At 72.2% G+C, this 16,347-nt stretch carries 12 protein-coding genes; 6 read left to right on the top strand and 6 right to left on the bottom strand.

What is annotated here, in order from left to right:
* The first annotated feature begins 165 nt into the window (after positions 1-165).
* A complete protein-coding gene (locus OP18_RS32155) occupies positions 166-900 on the top strand; it encodes a phosphotransferase enzyme family protein (protein WP_033362857.1) in 735 nt (244 codons plus the stop codon).
* Between the two features lie 54 nt (positions 901-954).
* Here OP18_RS32155 and OP18_RS32150 read toward each other — a convergent pair whose 3' ends face one another.
* Positions 955-1,728 (bottom strand): L,D-transpeptidase, encoded by a 774-nt coding sequence (locus OP18_RS32150; RefSeq protein ID WP_156089951.1) that lies wholly within the window; start codon positions 1,726-1,728, stop codon positions 955-957.
* A gap of 426 nt (positions 1,729-2,154) precedes the next feature.
* Between OP18_RS32150 and OP18_RS32140 the strand changes: the two genes are divergently transcribed.
* Positions 2,155-2,529: a hypothetical protein gene (locus OP18_RS32140; RefSeq protein ID WP_033362855.1), complete on the top strand. Its 375-nt coding sequence runs from the start codon at positions 2,155-2,157 to the stop codon at positions 2,527-2,529.
* 63 nt (positions 2,530-2,592) lie between these two features.
* Here the strand turns inward: OP18_RS32140 and OP18_RS32135 are convergent, their stop codons facing one another.
* Together OP18_RS32135 and map are read right to left on the bottom strand one after the other, a co-directional pair.
* Complete coding sequence (locus OP18_RS32135) at positions 2,593-3,816, bottom strand: helix-turn-helix domain-containing protein (RefSeq protein ID WP_033362854.1); 1,224 nt, start codon at positions 3,814-3,816, stop codon at positions 2,593-2,595.
* Between the two features lie 142 nt (positions 3,817-3,958).
* Positions 3,959-4,747, bottom strand: coding sequence for a type I methionyl aminopeptidase (gene map / locus OP18_RS32130; protein WP_033362853.1), 789 nt, complete (start codon positions 4,745-4,747; stop codon positions 3,959-3,961).
* Between the two features lie 66 nt (positions 4,748-4,813).
* Here map and OP18_RS32125 point away from each other — a divergent pair, with 66 nt between their 5' ends.
* The 3 genes from OP18_RS32125 to OP18_RS32115 all read left to right on the top strand — a co-directional run bounded on the left by OP18_RS32125 (position 4,814) and on the right by OP18_RS32115 (position 6,287).
* Positions 4,814-5,116 carry a helix-turn-helix domain-containing protein gene (locus OP18_RS32125; RefSeq protein ID WP_033362852.1) on the top strand — a complete coding sequence of 101 codons (303 nt, stop codon included), beginning with the start codon at positions 4,814-4,816 and terminating at the stop codon, positions 5,114-5,116.
* 68 nt (positions 5,117-5,184) lie between these two features.
* Entirely contained in the window at positions 5,185-5,664 is a 480-nt protein-coding gene (locus OP18_RS32120) for a hemerythrin domain-containing protein (RefSeq protein WP_033362851.1), read from the top strand.
* A gap of 17 nt (positions 5,665-5,681) precedes the next feature.
* Positions 5,682-6,287, top strand: a complete 606-nt coding sequence (locus tag OP18_RS32115; protein WP_033362850.1) for a class I SAM-dependent methyltransferase — start codon at positions 5,682-5,684, stop codon at positions 6,285-6,287.
* Positions 6,288-6,371: 84 nt separating this feature from the next.
* Here OP18_RS32115 and OP18_RS32110 read toward each other — a convergent pair whose 3' ends face one another.
* Both OP18_RS32110 and OP18_RS32105 read right to left on the bottom strand, forming a co-directional pair.
* Positions 6,372-7,076 (bottom strand): DUF4262 domain-containing protein, encoded by a 705-nt coding sequence (locus OP18_RS32110; RefSeq protein ID WP_279327213.1) that lies wholly within the window; start codon positions 7,074-7,076, stop codon positions 6,372-6,374.
* Positions 7,077-7,117: 41 nt separating this feature from the next.
* On the bottom strand, positions 7,118-13,990 hold the full coding sequence (locus OP18_RS32105) for a polymorphic toxin-type HINT domain-containing protein (protein WP_033362848.1): 6,873 nt from the start codon (positions 13,988-13,990) through the stop codon (positions 7,118-7,120).
* Positions 13,991-14,482: 492 nt separating this feature from the next.
* On the opposite strand from OP18_RS32105, the gene OP18_RS32100 reads away from it, so the two are divergent.
* A complete protein-coding gene (locus tag OP18_RS32100) occupies positions 14,483-15,097 on the top strand; it encodes a dihydrofolate reductase family protein (RefSeq protein WP_033362847.1) in 615 nt (204 codons plus the stop codon).
* On the opposite strand, the gene OP18_RS32095 is transcribed toward OP18_RS32100, so the two are convergent.
* On the bottom strand, positions 15,069-16,277 hold the full coding sequence (locus OP18_RS32095) for a tetracycline resistance MFS efflux pump (protein ID WP_033362846.1): 1,209 nt from the start codon (positions 16,275-16,277) through the stop codon (positions 15,069-15,071). The genes OP18_RS32100 and OP18_RS32095 overlap by 29 nt on opposite strands.
* Positions 16,278-16,347: the final 70 nt, after the last annotated feature.

The raw sequence follows: 16,347 nt of genomic DNA, 5'->3' as shown, positions 1-16,347 counted from the left end.
GACCGGCCCTGCCCCGGCGGTGGCGTGGTGTCCAACTGCAGCGGCATCGCCCAGAACAACTGGCAGTTCACGCAGATCACGGCCACCTTCACCGGATAGCCGGCAACGACGGGGGCCGGTCCTGCGGGGCCGGCCCCGTCTGCCGGAGCACGTAGCATGTGGCCGATGGGCTGGGAGGCACTCGCGCAGTGGGGCGGAGACGCCGCTCGCATCGAACCACTGAGCGGCGGCGTCGCCAACGACGTGTGGACCGTGCGCGTCGGTGGGCGCCTCGCGGTGGGCCGCCTCGGCGGCAGGAGCGACGCCGACCTTGCGTGGGAGACCGGGCTCCTGCGGTACCTCGACCGGGAAGGCCTGACCGTGCCGGTGCCGATCCCGACCAGGGACGGCCGCCTGTTCGCCGACGGCCTCGTGGTGATGACCCACCTGGAAGGCGGGCCGCCCGAGACGCCGGCCGACTGGCGTCGCGTGGCCGGCACGCTCCGGGACCTGCACCGGTTGACGCGGGGCTGGCCGCAGCGCCCGGGCTGGCGCTCGTCGACCGACCTGCTGCACGCCGACACCGGCACGAAGGTCGACCTCGGCGCGATGCCCGCCGAGGGCGTCGCCCGCTGCCGGGCCGCGTGGGCCCGGCTCGCCGGACGCCCGACCCGCGTCGTGCACGGCGACCCCAACCCCCGCAACATCCTCCTGACGGCGGACCGGGTCGCCCTGATCGACTGGGACGAGGCGCACGTCGACGTGCCCGCCCTCGACCTCGCCCGGCTGCCCGGCAACGCCGCCGGCCTCGACGACGTCGCGCACGACATCGCCGCGCAGGCCTCGGCCGCCTGGGAGGCCGCCGTCTGCTGGGACGACGACTACTCGAAGCGGCGACTCGCCGAGGTCCGGCCGGTCTGACCCCGCCGCGTCCTCGACGGCGGCCCGTCGATGCGACAGCGGTGCGGGAGCGGCTCAGTTGGCCGGCACCGCGCCGCCCGCCTGCCAGGTGTTCCAGGGCACGTTCCAGTCGCCGTACCCGTCCCAGGTCGGCATCGTCGGGCCGCCGGTGCCGGTGTAGGTGATCGGGTCACCGACCTGGGCGAAGTCGAAGTACGCCTTGGCGTTCGCCTCGGTCAGGTTGGTGCAGCCGTGGGAGGTGCTGCGCTGGCCGATGTTGCCGCCGTTCCAGCTGGCCGAGTGGACGTACTCGCCGGAGTTGGTGACGCGTACCGACCACGGCACCTGCTCGTCGTAGCCGTCGCCGACCATGTGCTCGACGGCCTTCTTCTCCATGACCACCTTGGTGCCGTTGAACGTGGGAGTGCTCGCCTTGCCCAGCGACACCGGGAAGTCGAAGACCTGCCTGCCGTCGGAGGTCACGACCATCCGCAGGGTCTTGCCGTCGACCTTGCCGATGTTCGCCGGGCCGGTCTTCATGTCGAGGGTCAAGCTGTTGTCGTACACCAGCCCGGTCCCGCCCGACTTTCCCTTCGTGTCGAGCTTCATGGCGACCTCGGCGTGCGCCGGCCAGAACTCGGCCGGGCGGTAATGTGCCTCGATCGGGTAGCCGGCGTAGATCGTGGACTTCTGGAAGTACCAGGCGCCCTCGGTCGGCGCGCCGTTGACGGTGACCTCGGTCGCCGCGTCGAAGTCCTTGGCGCTGGTGATCGACGCCGACAGGTACGCGATGATCGGCATGCCGACGCCGTACGTCGCGCCGTCCTTCTCGTACAGCCGCACATGCACCGGCTTACCGCTGGGCGCCGGCGACACCGAGGGCGACGCGGCCCCGGCCGGCTGCTGGCCCGACGCCGGCGCCCCTGACCATGAGGCCTTCGGCGCGGAGCCTCCGCCGCACGCCGTCAACCCGAGACCGAGGCCGACCAGCAACGCCACCATCCGCACGTGGTGAAAAGATCGCATAACCTCCGACGATGCCCCTGATGCGCCCCCGCCGCCACCGCTGTGCGGCTCGACCACGTCACAATCGGCCGGGCGGCGGCTTCGACGTGGCGGCAGGCCGGGGTGCCCCACCGCCGCCTACGCTCAGGCGATGATCGACCCTGCGTTGTTCCAGCCGGAGGCCTGGCGGGCGTTCGTGACCGCGCTGCGCGACAGCTCGCCGACCGGCCCGCGACCCTGGCGGAGCTGGGTCCGGACGGCGGGCTGCTGGTGCGGGTCGGATCGCGCAGCGGCAAGACGATCGCCGACGTCCGGCCGATGACCGAGGTGCTGTACGTCAGAGCCGCGGCCGCGCCGTTCGACCTGGCCGTGCTGGCCGGCCACCGGCTGCGCACCCTGATCACCGAATCCGCCGCCGTCGCGGACCTTCCCGCCGTCACCGCACTGCCCGCGCTGGAGTATCTGCAGCTCGACGTCGCGGGCTGGCAGCAGCTGCTGCGCGCCGGGCAGGTCCCGTCGACCCTGCTGGCCGCCGGCCTGAGTGGCCGCGCCGGCTGGACGGCCACCGTCGAGGTGGTCAACGGTCTGCTGGCGGCATGGCACCAGGAGCCGATCCGGGTGATCGACGTCCCGGTGCACCTATGACGGGCGGGTCGGCCGCACGCATCGCCGGGATGCCCACGTTGTCGTCATGCGACGGCGGGGGGATCAGTCCTCGGTGGTGGCGGTCATGGCGATCGCCCGCCAGATGTCGGCGGCGACCTCCGGCATGTGCATCGCCGTCACGCGCTCGGCGAGGGCCGTGAGCCGGGCCAGTGCGTCGCGCTCGCCGAGCCGCATCGCGACGCGCCCGTCGAGGGCCTCCAGCATCACCTGGTCCCGGAACGCCATCAGGCTCGGCACCGCGAGGGCCTCCTTCGCCAGCAGCGCGGCCCGCTCCAGCTCGCCGCGGTGGTAGGCGAGCTGCGCCTGCAGGTACAGGTGCTCCTGCCGGTTGCGGGCGGTGCCGACCAGGGCGAGGGCCGGCGCGACCACGTCCAGCAGCGACTGCGCCTCGTCGATGCGCGGCGGCGACGCCTGCAGCGCCAGGGAGATCGCGGCGAGCCGGATGCGGATCCACAGCACCATGTCGTCGCGGGCGTCGATGGCGGCCATCGCCGCGTCGATGAGGGTCCCGGCCCGCGGGTAGTCGCGCTGCCACGTCGCGACGGTCGCCGCCGTCCAGTACGCCTCGGCGGCGAGGGCGCCACGCTCGGTGGTGAGGCTGTCGCACACCTCGGCCGACAGGCGGGCGGCCTCGGTGATGTCGCCGAGCTCGGCCTCGGCGGAGACGAGCATCAGGCGGGCCCGGATCAGGTCCGACGGCGGGACCATGAACTGGTGCCGCTCGCCCAGCCGCAGCGCCTCGCGGACCGTGTCGCGGGTGGCGGCGGCGTCGCCGAGGTGCCGGTAGCAGCGGGCCAGCTGCAGCCGCGCCTGCGCCTGCAGCGCCGGGCGTTTCAGCTCGTCGCTGATCGCGCACGCCTCCACCAGCGTGTCGCGCTCCCGCTCGTGGTCGCCGAGGATGTTGTACAGCCGGGCCAGCTCGGACAGGGCGAGCCAGCGGGTCGTGGCGTCGGCGCCGGGCGTGCCGTCCAGGGCGGCGGTGAGCAGGTCGCGGGCCTCGGCGGCGCGGGTCGCGTCGCTGGAGGTGAAGACCATGCCGAGCACGTCGGCGAGGTTCGGCCCGGCCAGGTCGTCGAACGCCTCGACGGGCACCTGGAGGGCCTCGGCGAGGTACTCCACCGCCCGTGCGGTCGGCTCCCGGGACCCGGACTCGAGACGGGACAGGTAGGCCGCCGACATGCCGAGCCCGACCAGGTCGGCCTGCGACTTGCCCCGCTCCATTCGCAGCTGGCGAAGCCGCCGGCCGAATTCCGGCTGCTGCAACACGTGACAGGACCGTCCCTGGGATCGACGCGGCTGTGGTCCCTCGGATGGTACCGGTCCCTCGGCGCGTCGCCCCCTCGTGTGTACGGCCGGGCCGCCCGCGCCGTCCGGGTGGCACTCGTCAGACGTGGGTGGCGCTCGGCGGTCAGCCCGCCGCGCGGGCGTGTTTCGGCAGGGTGAGGACCTCCGCGCCGTCGTCGGTGATGGCGATCGTGTGCTCGCTGTGCGCCGTGCGGCAGCCCGTCGCGCTGCGCAGGGTCCAGCCGTCGGCGTCGGTGACGAGCTTGGCGGTGTCCGCCATGATCCACGGCTCCAGCGCCAGCAGCAGCCCGGGGCGCAGCGTGTACCCGCGGCCGGCCCGCCCCGTGTTGGACACGTGCGGGTCCTGGTGCATCGTGGTGCCGACGCCGTGGCCGCCGAACTCGGTGTTGATCGGGTAGCCGGCGGCGCTGAGGACCGTGCCGATGGCGTGGGAGATGTCGCCGATGCGGGCGCCGGGGCCGGCCGCGGCGATCCCGGCGCGCAGCGCCCGCTCGGTCGCGTCGATCATCGCGAGGCTCTCCGCCGGCTGGGCCTCGCCCACGACGAAGCTGATCGCGGAGTCGGCGACCACGCCGCCGAGGGAGACGGCGAGGTCGAGCGACAGCAGGTCGCCGTCGGCGAGCGAATAGTCGTGCGGGCGGCCGTGCAGCACGGCGTCGTTGACCGAGGTGCAGATGTAGTGGCCGAACGGCCCGCGGCCGAAGGACGGCGCGTAGTCGACGTAGCAGGACAGTGCCCCGGCCTCGACGATCATGGCCTGGGCCCACCGGTCGATGTCGAGCAGGTTCGTGCCGACCGTGCTGCGCTGCTTGAGCTCCTGCAGGATGTCGGCGACCAGGGCGCCGGTGTCCTTCGCGCGCAGCAGCTGGGTCGGGTTCATGATCTCGATCATGCGGCGTCTTCCTCGCGGTGCCAATAAGTATCCCGGCCATGTTATCCCGGTATTAGAATCGCAGCCATGGTCAGACTGCCGCTCAGCCCCGCCGAGGTCGAACGGGGACAGCGCCTCGGCGCCCTCCTGCGACGGGCCCGCGGGACCAGGTCGATGCTCAGCACCGCGCTCGACGCGGGCGTGTCGCCGGAGACCCTCCGGAAGATCGAGTCCGGCCGGGTGGCGACCCCCGCGTTCTCGACCATCGCGGCGATCGCCGACGTCCTCGGCCTCTCCCTCGACGAGGTGTGGTCGCAGATCAACGAGCCCGACGGCGCGGCGACCCTCGTGCGGCCGGTCCACCACCCGAGCCGGCGGCTGGCGTCGTAGGCCCGGCGGCCCCCGTTTCGGGACCAAGGTCCCTGGTCGTGGCGCCCGCGCCGGGCGAGGCTGGAGGCATGTGTGAGTACTGCGGCTGCCAGTCGCTGGCCGTCATCGACGAGCTGACCAGGGAACACGACGCGGTCGTGAACCTGATCGGCGAGGTCCGCCGGGCGCACGACGGCGGGAACACCGCCGGTATGGCGGCCGTGGCCCGGCGGATCGCCGCGGTGCTCGGCCCGCACACCGAGGTCGAGGAGCACGGGCTGTTCCCGGCGCTCGTCGGCGAGTTCCCCGACCAGGTCGCGGCACTGGAGTCCGAGCACCGGCGGATCGAGGCGGTCCTGGGCGAGGCCGCCGCCGGTACACCCGCCGACCCGCAATGGCCGCAGCGGCTCCTCGCGGCACTGGACACGCTGCGAGATCACATACTGAAGGAGCAGGACGGGGTGTTCCCCGCCGCGCTGATCGACCTCAGCGCCGCGGACTGGGACGCCGTGGAGGCGGTGCGCGCCCGGGTGGGCACGCTGCTGCCGCCCGCGGTGGCACCCCGATGAGCACGGAGGGACCACGCGTGACGGAGCGTAACGGCTGGCTGGCGTCGATCGAGGCGAACCCGGGCCACTCCCAGTGGTACATCGACCGGTTCCGGTCGATGGCGGCCGCCGGCGCCGACCTGGGCGGTGAGGCCCGCATGATCGACGCCATGCTGCCGCGCGGCTCGCGGGTGCTGGACGCCGGCTGCGGCACCGGCCGGGTCGGCGGGCTGCTCGCCGCGGCCGGGCACGCCGTGGTCGGCGTCGACCTCGACCCGGTGCTGGTCGCCGCGGCGCGCGAGGACCATCCCGGGCCGCGCTGGCTGGTCGGCGACCTGTCCGAGCTCGACCTGCCCGCGCAGGGCATCGCCGAGGGCTTCGACGTGGTGGTCTGCGCCGGCAATGTGATGACGTTCCTCGCCCCGGACACCCGCCGGGAGGTGCTGCGCCGGATGCGGGCGCACCTGCGTGGCGCCGGCCGGGTGGTGACCGGGTTCGGCGCCGGCCGCGGCTACGACTTCGACACCTTCCTCGCCGACGCCGCCGCGGCCGGGCTCGCCCCCGACGTGCTGCTGTCCACCTGGGACCTGCGCCCGTTCACCCCCGACGCCGACTTCCTCGTGGCGATCCTGCGGCAGGCCTGAGGACCGCACGCCCACCCACGTGCTCCCCGTGCCGCGGCGGCGAACATTGCCTGAGATCGGGACGACGACGTCATCGGCGCGGTGTCAGGACTCACGGCGCCGCCACGGGTGCCAGGCGGATCCGGGTCCGTCACGCCACAGGCCCTCGCCGATCCTGACGCCGGCGGCGGCGGTGAGGGACGGGTCGAGACCCACCATCGTGCCGAAGGGCACGACGCGGACGTCCTCGGCGATCACGTCAGGACCGTTACCTGCGAACATCTCCCACTCGTCGTCCTCCCAGCGCGCCAGTTCCGTGACAGGCGTGCCGCGCAGGGCCGGAAGGTTGGTCGTGACGACGGCGGTGCGCGCGACCGGAAGATCCCACGGCCGGTGGATCCACTGCCAGGCCGGCTCCCGGTCCGCGGCCCATTCGACGGTCATGTCAGGCACGTCGTCGGTCATATGGTCCAGGTCCGGGACGACCTGCGAGCAGCGGACGTCGTCGGTGCCGAAGAAGTCCTGCGCGCCGAGGGCGAGCGGCCGGCTCCAGCTGCTGTGAACGGGTCGCAACCTGAACACACCCGCCGCGCCGACGACCAGCGACGTGGTCGCCGGATCTGCGCGCAGTGCGCTCCCGACGGCGTTGATGATCTGGTGCACCTGGGCGCTCGTGTACTGGTACGCCCCGCACATGATCAGCTCGGATCCGGTCACGTCCTTGAGTCCCACCGTGTACGCGTACCGCGGCAGCGCGCCGCCGGCGACAAGGGTCACTGACAGCCCGTGCGTCGCGATATCCGCGTGCATCCTATCGAGACGCTGCCGCCGGTCCGGGTTCGCTGCTCCGTTCATCTACGGTGGATCTCCTTATGGCAGGCATCACACAGCACGGCAAGGTTGTCAGGATCAGTTGCCCCGCCATCGGCATGCCTTTGCACATGATGGCCCTTCGCGTCGCCGAGCTCGAGCGGTTCGCCACATTTCGCGCAGACATTACCGTTCTCGTCCAGCTTGTCCTGGACCTGGCCTCTGCTGAAGAGCCGTTGGGGGTCGCGCTCCGCCGGCGGCACCGATCCCCGTCCCGTGGGCGGCTTCGGCAGATCGCACCCTGGGCCGGTGTTGTGGACCAGAACTCCGTGGATTCCGGTGACCACATAGTACGTGTGGATGGTCGCGACGGTGAGGTTGTACATCGTCCTGGCGCCGGTGTAGTTCGCCCTGGTGAGGACGTCGACCGCGGTGCCGTCGTCGGTCTGCAGCCGCTCGCCGGGGTGGAGAGCTCCGGCGTGCGTCCAGGCGTTGCGGGTGGTGCTCCAGAAGGGGTGTTCCTGGGTGGTGTTGATGACCGCGCCGGCGTCCGTACCGGCGGTGACGGTGAGGTCGGTGAACTCCTTGTCGTCGTTGACGTGGAGCTGGGTGATCTTGTGCGGTTCGGTCGTGCCGCTCACCGGGTCGGTGGTGAGGACCACGTCGCCGACCTTGAGGGTTTCGATGGGTCTCGTGGTGCCGTCCGCGAGCAGCACGAGGGTGCCGGCCTGGAAGCTGTTGGCGCCCCCCGTGCACCCACCGAGGTTGTCGCCCTTCGTGGTGACGGTCTCGGCGACCTCGTCGAGCTTCTTGAGCAGTTTCGAGTTCTTCAGCCAGGCCTTGACGCCGTCGATGAGCTTGTTGACGAGGTTCCAGACCTTGTTGACGAGCTTGACGCCCTGCTTGATGCGGATCAGGTACTTCGCGGCGATCTTGCCGGCGAAGCCGCCGACGAGGGAGAGCACGACGTTGACCGCGGTCTCGGCGCAGGCGCCCAGGTCGCCGCTGAAGAAGCAGTCGAAGCCGGCGGTGATGCCCAGCTCGTCCAGGACGATCTTGCCGAGGGCGATGGCGGCGTCGATGAGCTGCTTCTTGGCGGCCTCGGCGGCCAGCCGCGCCTTCTCCCGTTCGATGTCGGCGGGACTGGCGGAGTCGGGCTGGTAGTCCACGCCGATGCCGTGCGGGCCGGGCTTGGCCTTGACGCCCGTGCTCTGGCCGGGGTTCTGGCCGTAGCCCTCGCACCGGTCGGCTGGGCACAGGCCGCTGGGGTCGCTCAGCGTGACCGGGTTGTGGTGGCTGTAGGCGTAGGCGTTGAACGACTTGGGGTCGTCCGGGTCGACGAGCGGGTCCGGGCTGAGGAAGACCCCGAGGTTCGGGTCGTACTCGCGAGCGCCGACATCGATCAGGCCGGTGGACGGGTTGGTCTGCTTGTCGAGGAAGCCGCGGTCGGTGGGCCAGGTGCCGTTGACCGCGCGGTCGGCGCCGTACGGGGTGTACCAGCGGCGCTGCACCGCACCGGTCGCGGCGTCGACGGTGAGGCTCGCCGAGCCCTGGTGGTCCGCGGCGAGCCAGCGCTTGCCGGCGCCGGTGCGCACCGCCACGACGGCCCCGCCGCTGCTGTAGTAGCGGGTCGCGGAGACGGTCCCGCCGACCGCCTTGTACTCCTGGCCGGCCGCGTAGAGGGTCGTGCCGCCGGGTTCCTTGCGGATGAGCAGGCCGCCGTCGGCGTCGTACAGGTGGTTGGTGACCTGGTCGCCGCTGAGGGCGTGGACGGTCGCGGCGGCGAAGCGGCCCTCGCTGTTGAAGGTGAGGTCCGTGCCGATGCCGTTGACGCTGCGGGTCTTGGTGTTGCCGGCCGCGTCGTAGGTCATGGTGTCGGTGCGGGTGACCGCGCCGGTGTACTTGACCGACGTCGCCGCGTGGGTGCGGGCCGCACCCGCCGCCGGATAGGTGTGGGTGCGGGTAGTCACGTCGGCGGCGCTGACCCGGTGCGCGTCGGTGGTGCGGCGGCCGGCGCTGTCGATCGTCCAGCTGTCCCAGTACGGGTACTTGCCGGAGCCGGCGATCGCGGTGGTCGTCGGCGCCGCGGCGCAGGCGTCGACGGCGGTCCACGCCTCGGTGAGGCGGTGGTGCCCGTCGTAGCGGTAGCACTGGGACTGGTTGTCGGTGCCGTCGGTGATCCGGGTGACGTCGCCGCTGGCCGTGTAGGCGTAGGTGTCCTGCTGCGCGGTGGTGTACTGGCCGGCCTGCGCCTGGTTCGGCAGCAGCGACTTGACGGTGGCCAGCCGCCCGGTCGCCGGTTCGTAGGTGTACTGCCGGGTCAGCTGCGCGATGCCGGACGTGCCGTAGACCCGCTGGCTGAGCTCATTGAGCTCGGTGTAGGAGGTCGCGGTCACGTACGGGTCGATGCCGGAGGCGGTGACCGGCGCGCCGAGCGTCGTGTAGCCGAAGGTGACGGTCTCCGCCGCCAGCCCGCCGCCGGCGGGATAGCCGACGCTGGTGAGGTGCCCGACGCTGTCGTAGCCGAAGGAGGTGGTGTACGAACCGGCGAGGGCGCCCTGCACCATCGGCACGGTCATGGTCTGCCCGGTCGGCTGGTAGCTGTCGTTGTAGCCGGTGACGGCGGTCGTGTACTGGTCTGAACCGACCCAGCGGGTCGACGAGGTCAGCTCGCCCTTGGCGAGGGTGTCGTAGGTCCAGGTCGCCAGCTTCGTGCCGGTGCCGCTGGCGCCGGCCCAGCGGGCCGTCGGCCGGTCGAGGTTGTCGTAGTCGGTGGTGATCTTCTGTGACCGGGCGTCGGTGGTGGACGTGCGCCGGCCCGCCTTGTCGTAGACGTCGGTGGTCGTGCCGGTGTCGGGGTCGGTCGTGGTGAGCAGCTGCCCGTCCCGGTCGTACGTGTAGGTCGTCTGGTTGCCGGCCGCGTCGGTGAGCGTCTTGAGCCGCCCGACCCGGTCGTAGGCGTAGGTGGTGGTCTCGGCGGTGCCGGTCGGGCTGGCCGTCGGGAACCGCAGCACGCTGGTCGTCCGCCCGCCGGCGTCCGTGATCGTCCTGGTAGCGCCGCCGTCGGCCGGCACGACGGTGGTCCGTTCACCGTCGTAGGTGATGGTGGTCTGCGACTTGAGCACGTTGGCCGAGTAGACGCCGACGGTGGTCGGGCGGCCCATGAGGTCGTAGGCGGTGCGGGTCTGCCGGGTGACCGCCGTGTCGGCGAAGGTCACCAGGGTGCCGGACGGCGCGCCGGAGTTCCACAGCGTGCTGCTCCTGCTCGCCAGTCCCCGGCCGTCGTAGCTGACGTCGGTGATGACCCGGCCGCCCGCCGCGCCCAGTGACGGTGTCTGCGTCTGCTTGGGGCGCAGCTTGCCGTCGTACACCTCGAACGTCTCGATCTGCGTGCCGTTGGCGGCGAGTGTCCTGGTCGAGACGCTGTTCGCACCGCCGGCCGTGAGGGCGTAGGTGTACTGCAGGTCCGGCGTGCCGACCGGCGGCGTGTGCGGCTTGTACACCTTCGTGAGCCGGCCCAGCGAGTCGTACTGCATGGTGGTGACCCGGTTGTTCGGGTCGACGATCTGGATCACCTCGGCCCGGGTCAGGTCGACGGTGCTGCTGGTGACGTGCCCGAGCGGGTTGGTGATCGTCATGCCGGTGACGGGGCCGACACCGGCGGGTGTGTAGGCGGTGGTGGTGCCGTGCTCCAGGGCGTCGTACTCGCCGGTGATCCGGCCGAGGGTGTCGTACGTGGTGCGGCTCGCCTGGATCCAGGTCAGCGTGGTGCCGGAGACGTCGGACAGCGTGTTGGTCCGGGTCACAAGGCCCTTTGTCGGCATGGCGCCGACGGCACCGCCGTCGTACTGCGTCTGCAGGCCGGACAGGTGGTTGGCGCCCGAAGGGCTCGCCGCGCAGTCGGTGGTGACCGTCTGCGAGGGGTAGCTGACCAGCCACCTGGCGATGTCGCGGGCATAGGCGATGGTGGTGCAGGTGTCGTCCCCGGCCTTACCGGCGTTGTCCGCCGTGGCGGCGGTGCCGGCGTCGCCGTAGTCGGTGACCTTGACCGGCAGGCCGTAGGTGTCGAAGTCGCGGGCCTGCCGGGTCCATCGCCAGGTGCCGCCGGACAGCAGTGTGTGGGTGGTCGTCTCGTACTCCACAGCCTGGTACGCCTTCGCCGGGACGGCGCCGGCCCAGGTGCCGGTGCGGGTTGCGGTCGGGTTGTCGTAGCCGTTGGGGCCCGCGAACCGCCACGTGTGGAACGTTTTGCCGCGCAGGGTCGTGCCGTCGTACGTGCGTTCCTCGCGCAGGGACCCGCGGACCTGGCCGTAGTCGTAGGTCTGGGTGCCGCTGGAGTCCACCACCCATACCTGGCGTTGCGTGCCGTTGAGCAGCGTGTCTCCGGCCAGGGCACGGTGGTACAGCTTCTCGGTGACGGTCCGTGGACCGCCGACCGGGCCGTGTTCCGTCCGTACGGTCGGGAACCCGGCGAAGTCGTCGTACACGTGCGAGGTCGTGGCCTCGTTACTGCCCAGTCGCCACAGCGCGGGCACGGTACTGCCAGCCGTGGAGTAGGTGTAGGACGTGACCTCGTCCGGCGAGGACCCGGTCAGGTCGCTCGTGGTGATCTTGTCAACCAGATACTTGTGGAACCAGGACCCGTTGCCGGGGAAGCACATGTGGGTGTTCTGGTCCACGGAGTACGTGGCCACGCTGGACGCGGTGCACTCGGCCGGCTTGTAGCTCACCGCGATCTGCTCGCCGGTGCCGGTGGTCACGAACGTCATCCGGAAGTGGTTGCTGGTGCCGTTGTTGACCCGGTTCGCCATCGCCTGGCCGCCGAACGTCATCGCCGGCAGCGTGATGTCCGCGCCGGACGCGCCGGACCGGCCGGTGTGCTGCAGCGCGCTGAACCACAGCGCCGCGGCGGTGCCGTCGCTCGGGCTGGGAAACGTCTTGCTCAGGTAGTAGGAGTCGACCGGGCGGTAGGCGCCCGTCGCCGCGTCGTACACCTCGGTGTTGATCATCGCGAGCTGCCACGGCGTCCAGTACGTCGGCGTGTACTGCGAGCACGGCGTGGTCTGCGTCGTCGGGCAGTACTGGTCCCACGGCACGTCCGGGTACGACGAGCAGCCGGCGGAGTTCGGGTCGCAGCGAGAGTTCTCCACGAGGTTCACCCGGGCGACGGGGGCGGCGGTGCCCTCGCTGCCGGCGCGGGCGCCGTAGTCGATGCGCTTGAGCCGGGCGGTCAGGTCGTACACCCAGTTGTTGGCGCCGTTGAAGTTGCCGTACTTGCCCTGGTAGCGCTCGTAGAAGTACGTCATCGAGTTGCCGGCCGGGTCCACGACGTAGTCGAGGTTCCACCGGTAGGCGCGGTCGCAGCCGGAGTTCCACGGCTGCCCCGCCACGTTGCACGGCTCGCCGGCGTTGTTGCCGTACACGAGGACCTTCTGCACGGAGTTCGTCGCGTCCGGGTCCGTGGCGTAGCGCTTGTGCTTGCCGAAGGAGTACTGGGTGCCGTCCTGCGTGGTGATGCGCCAGTACTCCTTGAAGTAGTCGCCGTTGCCGACGTCGTTGGTCAGCAGCTCGACCTTGGAGCCGTCGTCGGCCTCCGGGTGCCACACGCCGGTGTTGTCGTCCTTGATCAGCCGGGTCGACCTGCCGTTGAACACCATCGTGATCACCTTGTCGGTGAACCAGCACAGGTCCCCGGTCGTGCCGCCGTCCTCCGTGCACAGCCGGTACGACCGCTCGATGTAGCCGGTCTGCAGGTCCCAGCCCTCACCGACCCACGACGCCTGGTTGTTCGTCGACGTCGTCTTGCCGTCCACGGTGGACGATGAGTACTGCAGCGCCAGGGTCGGTTTCGGCCCCGCGGACACCGGCGGCATCGTGATCGGCACGTTGTAGGAGAACTCGCCGCCCTGGCTGCCCGCCGCCCACGAGGACGTCGGCGCCAACGTCGTGTGCGCGAAGTCGCCCTGCGCCGACGCGGCCGTCGCCGCGAGGGCGTACACCGGCTGCTCGCTCATCGACGCGGCGGTGGTCCGCGGCGTGCCGTTCGTGCTCCGCGCCTCCGCCCCGCCGCCCGAGGCCTTGCGGACCTCGGTCTCGCTCGGCCCCCAGGCGCCGGCCGCCGGCACGGTCGGCGTCGCGCCGCCCTTCGCCGCGAAGGTCCGCGCGCCCTGCCCGCCGACGTCGACCGCGTCGACCGACACGACCTTGGTCTCGGCGACGTTGACCACCCCGGGCACCGGGGTCTGGATCCGGCACTGCGGCAGGTCAGGCGTGCTCAGCACGCAGCTGGGCAGCCGCACCAGCCGGAGCCGGCCGCCGTAGTCCGCACCGTACGCGTCGGCGAACCCGGAGTAGTCCAGGTCGAGTGCCACCTTCGACGCGCCGGCCGAGCCGTCGGCGCGCAGCACCGTGAACAGCACGCCCTTGACCCCGGCCGCCTCCGTCGCGGCCCGGTCCGCCACCGACACCTTCACCGAGCCCGGCACCGCCGACGCCGTGCCCGCCGCCGCGCCGTGCACCAGCGCGCGTTCGTTCAGCGAGTCCCCGCCGTTGCCGCGGACGGCCAGCCCGAGCCCACCGACCCGCGCGCTGCCCGAGCCCGCCGCCTGCGCCGACCGCGCCGCGCCGGTCGTCGCGGTGTCGACCGCGATGACGCCGTCGCCACCGGCGGGCCACGACGGCGCGCCCGCGCTCCACCGTGGACCCGTCTCCGACGGCGCCTTCGCCGCCACCCGCGCACCGACCGGCGAGACCGGCACCGACGACCCGGCGGCCGGCGCCGCGGGCGTCGGCCATGACGGTGGGGCGGCGGCCACCGGTGGGGCCACGAACATCGACGCGACCACGGCACCGGCGACCGCGGCACACCACAGGCGCGACCGACCGGTGGTGGCGCTGAGACGACTGAAGGACACGCTGAGCTCCCCGCACGACAACGTCCCGCGCAGACGCGCGGGACGGCGACGGGCAACCTACGCAGGCAGCCGATGCCCAGGCAAGCGTCGGTAAGGACCGAACACGGCCAGTGACGTTACGGCTGTGACGGATGATCCCAGCTCAGCGCGGAGCTGCCGGCTGGCGTACTGCCAGCAGGCGGAAAAAACTACTTTCCGTGAGACCCGGCACCGGCCCCAACCCGGGCCGATCCCGGCAGTTCGCCGCAGGGGTCAACGGCGGGCCGCGGCGCGGGTCCGGCCGTCCCCGACCGCCCCGGCCGGGGCGCGGCCGGCCAGCCCGCTCATCTTCACCGCCGTGTAGACGGCTGGTGTCGTCATTGCGGTACCTCGGAGCGGGTTGATCATGGTTTCCCTTATGCCCACATTTGCGGGTGACGTGCCCGGTTGCAGCCGGAACCCGGATATCCGCGAGAATCGGCCGGGTACCGCCGACTCGAAGGGACCAACGCGATGGCAAAGGTCATCTCCACGCTGTTCATCTCGGCCGACGGCGTGGCCGAGATCGACCCCGACTGGCACTTCCCGTACTTCGACGAGAACATGGGCCGCGCCGTCACCGAGGACTACGCGACCTCCGACGTGCTGCTCATCGGCAGGCAGACCTACGACAGCTTCGCGGGTGCGTGGCCCGAGCGGGAGGCGGCCGGCGGCGAGGACGCGCCGTTCGCCAAGCAGCTCGGCGACGTGCGCAAGGTCGTCGTCTCCCGCCAGCCGCTGGAGTTCACCTGGCGCAACTCCGAGCTGATCCAGGGCGACCTGGTCGAGGCGGTCACCGCGCTGAAGGCCGAGCCCGGGATCAAGGGCATCCTCATCCCGGGCTCGATCTCCGTGGTGCAGCAGCTGCTCGCCGCCGGGCTCGTCGACGAGCTGCGGCTGCTGGTGCACCCGGTGGCGGCGCGCAAGGGCCGGCGGCTGTTCGACGACGGCGACGCGCCGTACCACCTCGCGGTGACGGCGACGGAGGCGTACCCGACCGGCGTCATCCGGGTGATCTACGCGCCGGGCGAGGCGCCCGCCAAGGCGGGCTACGACGACATCAAGGACCAGGTGCCGCCGGGGGAGTAGCCGGCGGCGTCGTCGCCAGCAGGACCGTCGACGCGGCCGCGCACGCGGCCGCGCCGAGGAACACCAGCCCCGGCGAGCCGTGCGCCAGCGACCACGCGAACACGGCGGTGGCCACGACCGGCACCGCCGTCTCGGCCAGGGCACCGATCCCGGTCACCGCGCCCTGGACGGTGCCCTGCTCGTCGTCGCCGGTGGCGCCCGACAGCCACGACTGCGCCGCCGCGCCGCCGACGGAGGCGAGCACCCCGACCGCCTGCAGCGCGTAGAGCACCCAGGGCGCGGCGGCGGCCGCGGTACCGGCGAACGACACCGCTGCGAGCAGACCGCCGAGCACGGCGGCGCGCTTGTCGCCGAGCCGCCGCGCGAGCGGGCCGACGAGCCGTGCCTGGAACGCCGCACCGGCCAGGGCGCCCGCGGCCATGACCACGCCGACCTGCGCGGTGCCCCACCCGAACCGGGCCGTGACGAAAAACGTCCAGCACACCTGCGAGGTCATGCGGGCGACGTCGGCCAGGGCCCGGGCGTACGTGAGCCGGCCGAGGACCGGGCGGCGCAGCACGGCGGCGATCGCGCCCACGGGGTTGACCGTCCGCAACGTCAGCGGGGTGCGCCGGTCGCCGGGCCGCGACTCCGGCAGGATCAGCGCGCCGTACGCGACGTTGGCCAGCGCGAGCGCCGCCGCGGCATGGAACGGCAGCCGGACGTCGACCGCGCCGAGCAGGCCGCCGATCGTGGGCCCGGCGACGAACCCGAGCCCGAACGCCGTGCCGACCAGACCGTAGGCGCGGGCCCGCCGCTGCGGCGGGGTGACGTCCGCGATGTACGCGTTGACGACCGTGTTCGTGCCCGCGCACGCGCCGGCGACGGCGTGGAAGAGCAGCAGCAGCCACGCCGTGGGCGACACCGCGTGCGCCAGGTAGTCCACGCCGAGGCAGGCCAGCGACGCGAGCAGGACCGGCCGGCGCCCGTACCGGTCGCAGAGCCGCCCGAGCAGGGGCGAGGCGAGGAACTGCAGCAGACCGTAGCTGGAGCCGATCACCCCCGACCAGCGGGCGCCGGCGGCGGGGTCGCCGGTGACGCCGGTCAGCAGGGCCGGCGCGATCGGCACGATGAGGCCGAGGCCGAGCATGTCGATGAAGACGGTGACGAGCAGGAAGGACAGCGCGGGTGCCCGGCGCATCGTGAGCTCCTGGGGTCGGAAGGGCCATGGCCCCCTCCGAAGCTCCCGCCGCGCGGCAGGTACGGAGGAT

The organism is Dactylosporangium aurantiacum (genome assembly GCF_000716715.1).
Classification (GTDB): Bacteria; Actinomycetota; Actinomycetes; order Mycobacteriales; family Micromonosporaceae; genus Dactylosporangium; species Dactylosporangium aurantiacum.
Note: the sequence above shows the minus strand (reverse complement) of the source record. Positions and strands in the feature narration are given on the sequence as shown.

Excerpts from the sequence above, each read along its gene's own strand:
- OP18_RS32155 (WP_033362857.1), top strand. The coding sequence starts at position 166 with ATGGGCTGGGAGGCACTCGCGCAGTGGGGCGGAGACGCCGCTCGCATC.
- map (WP_033362853.1), bottom strand. The coding sequence starts at position 4,747 with ATGATCGAGATCATGAACCCGACCCAGCTGCTGCGCGCGAAGGACACC.
- OP18_RS32125 (WP_033362852.1), top strand. The coding sequence starts at position 4,814 with ATGGTCAGACTGCCGCTCAGCCCCGCCGAGGTCGAACGGGGACAGCGC.
- OP18_RS32120 (WP_033362851.1), top strand. The coding sequence starts at position 5,185 with ATGTGTGAGTACTGCGGCTGCCAGTCGCTGGCCGTCATCGACGAGCTG.
- OP18_RS32110 (WP_279327213.1), bottom strand. The coding sequence starts at position 7,076 with ATGCACGCGGATATCGCGACGCACGGGCTGTCAGTGACCCTTGTCGCC.
- OP18_RS32100 (WP_033362847.1), top strand. The coding sequence starts at position 14,483 with ATGGCAAAGGTCATCTCCACGCTGTTCATCTCGGCCGACGGCGTGGCC.
- OP18_RS32095 (WP_033362846.1), bottom strand. The coding sequence starts at position 16,277 with ATGCGCCGGGCACCCGCGCTGTCCTTCCTGCTCGTCACCGTCTTCATC.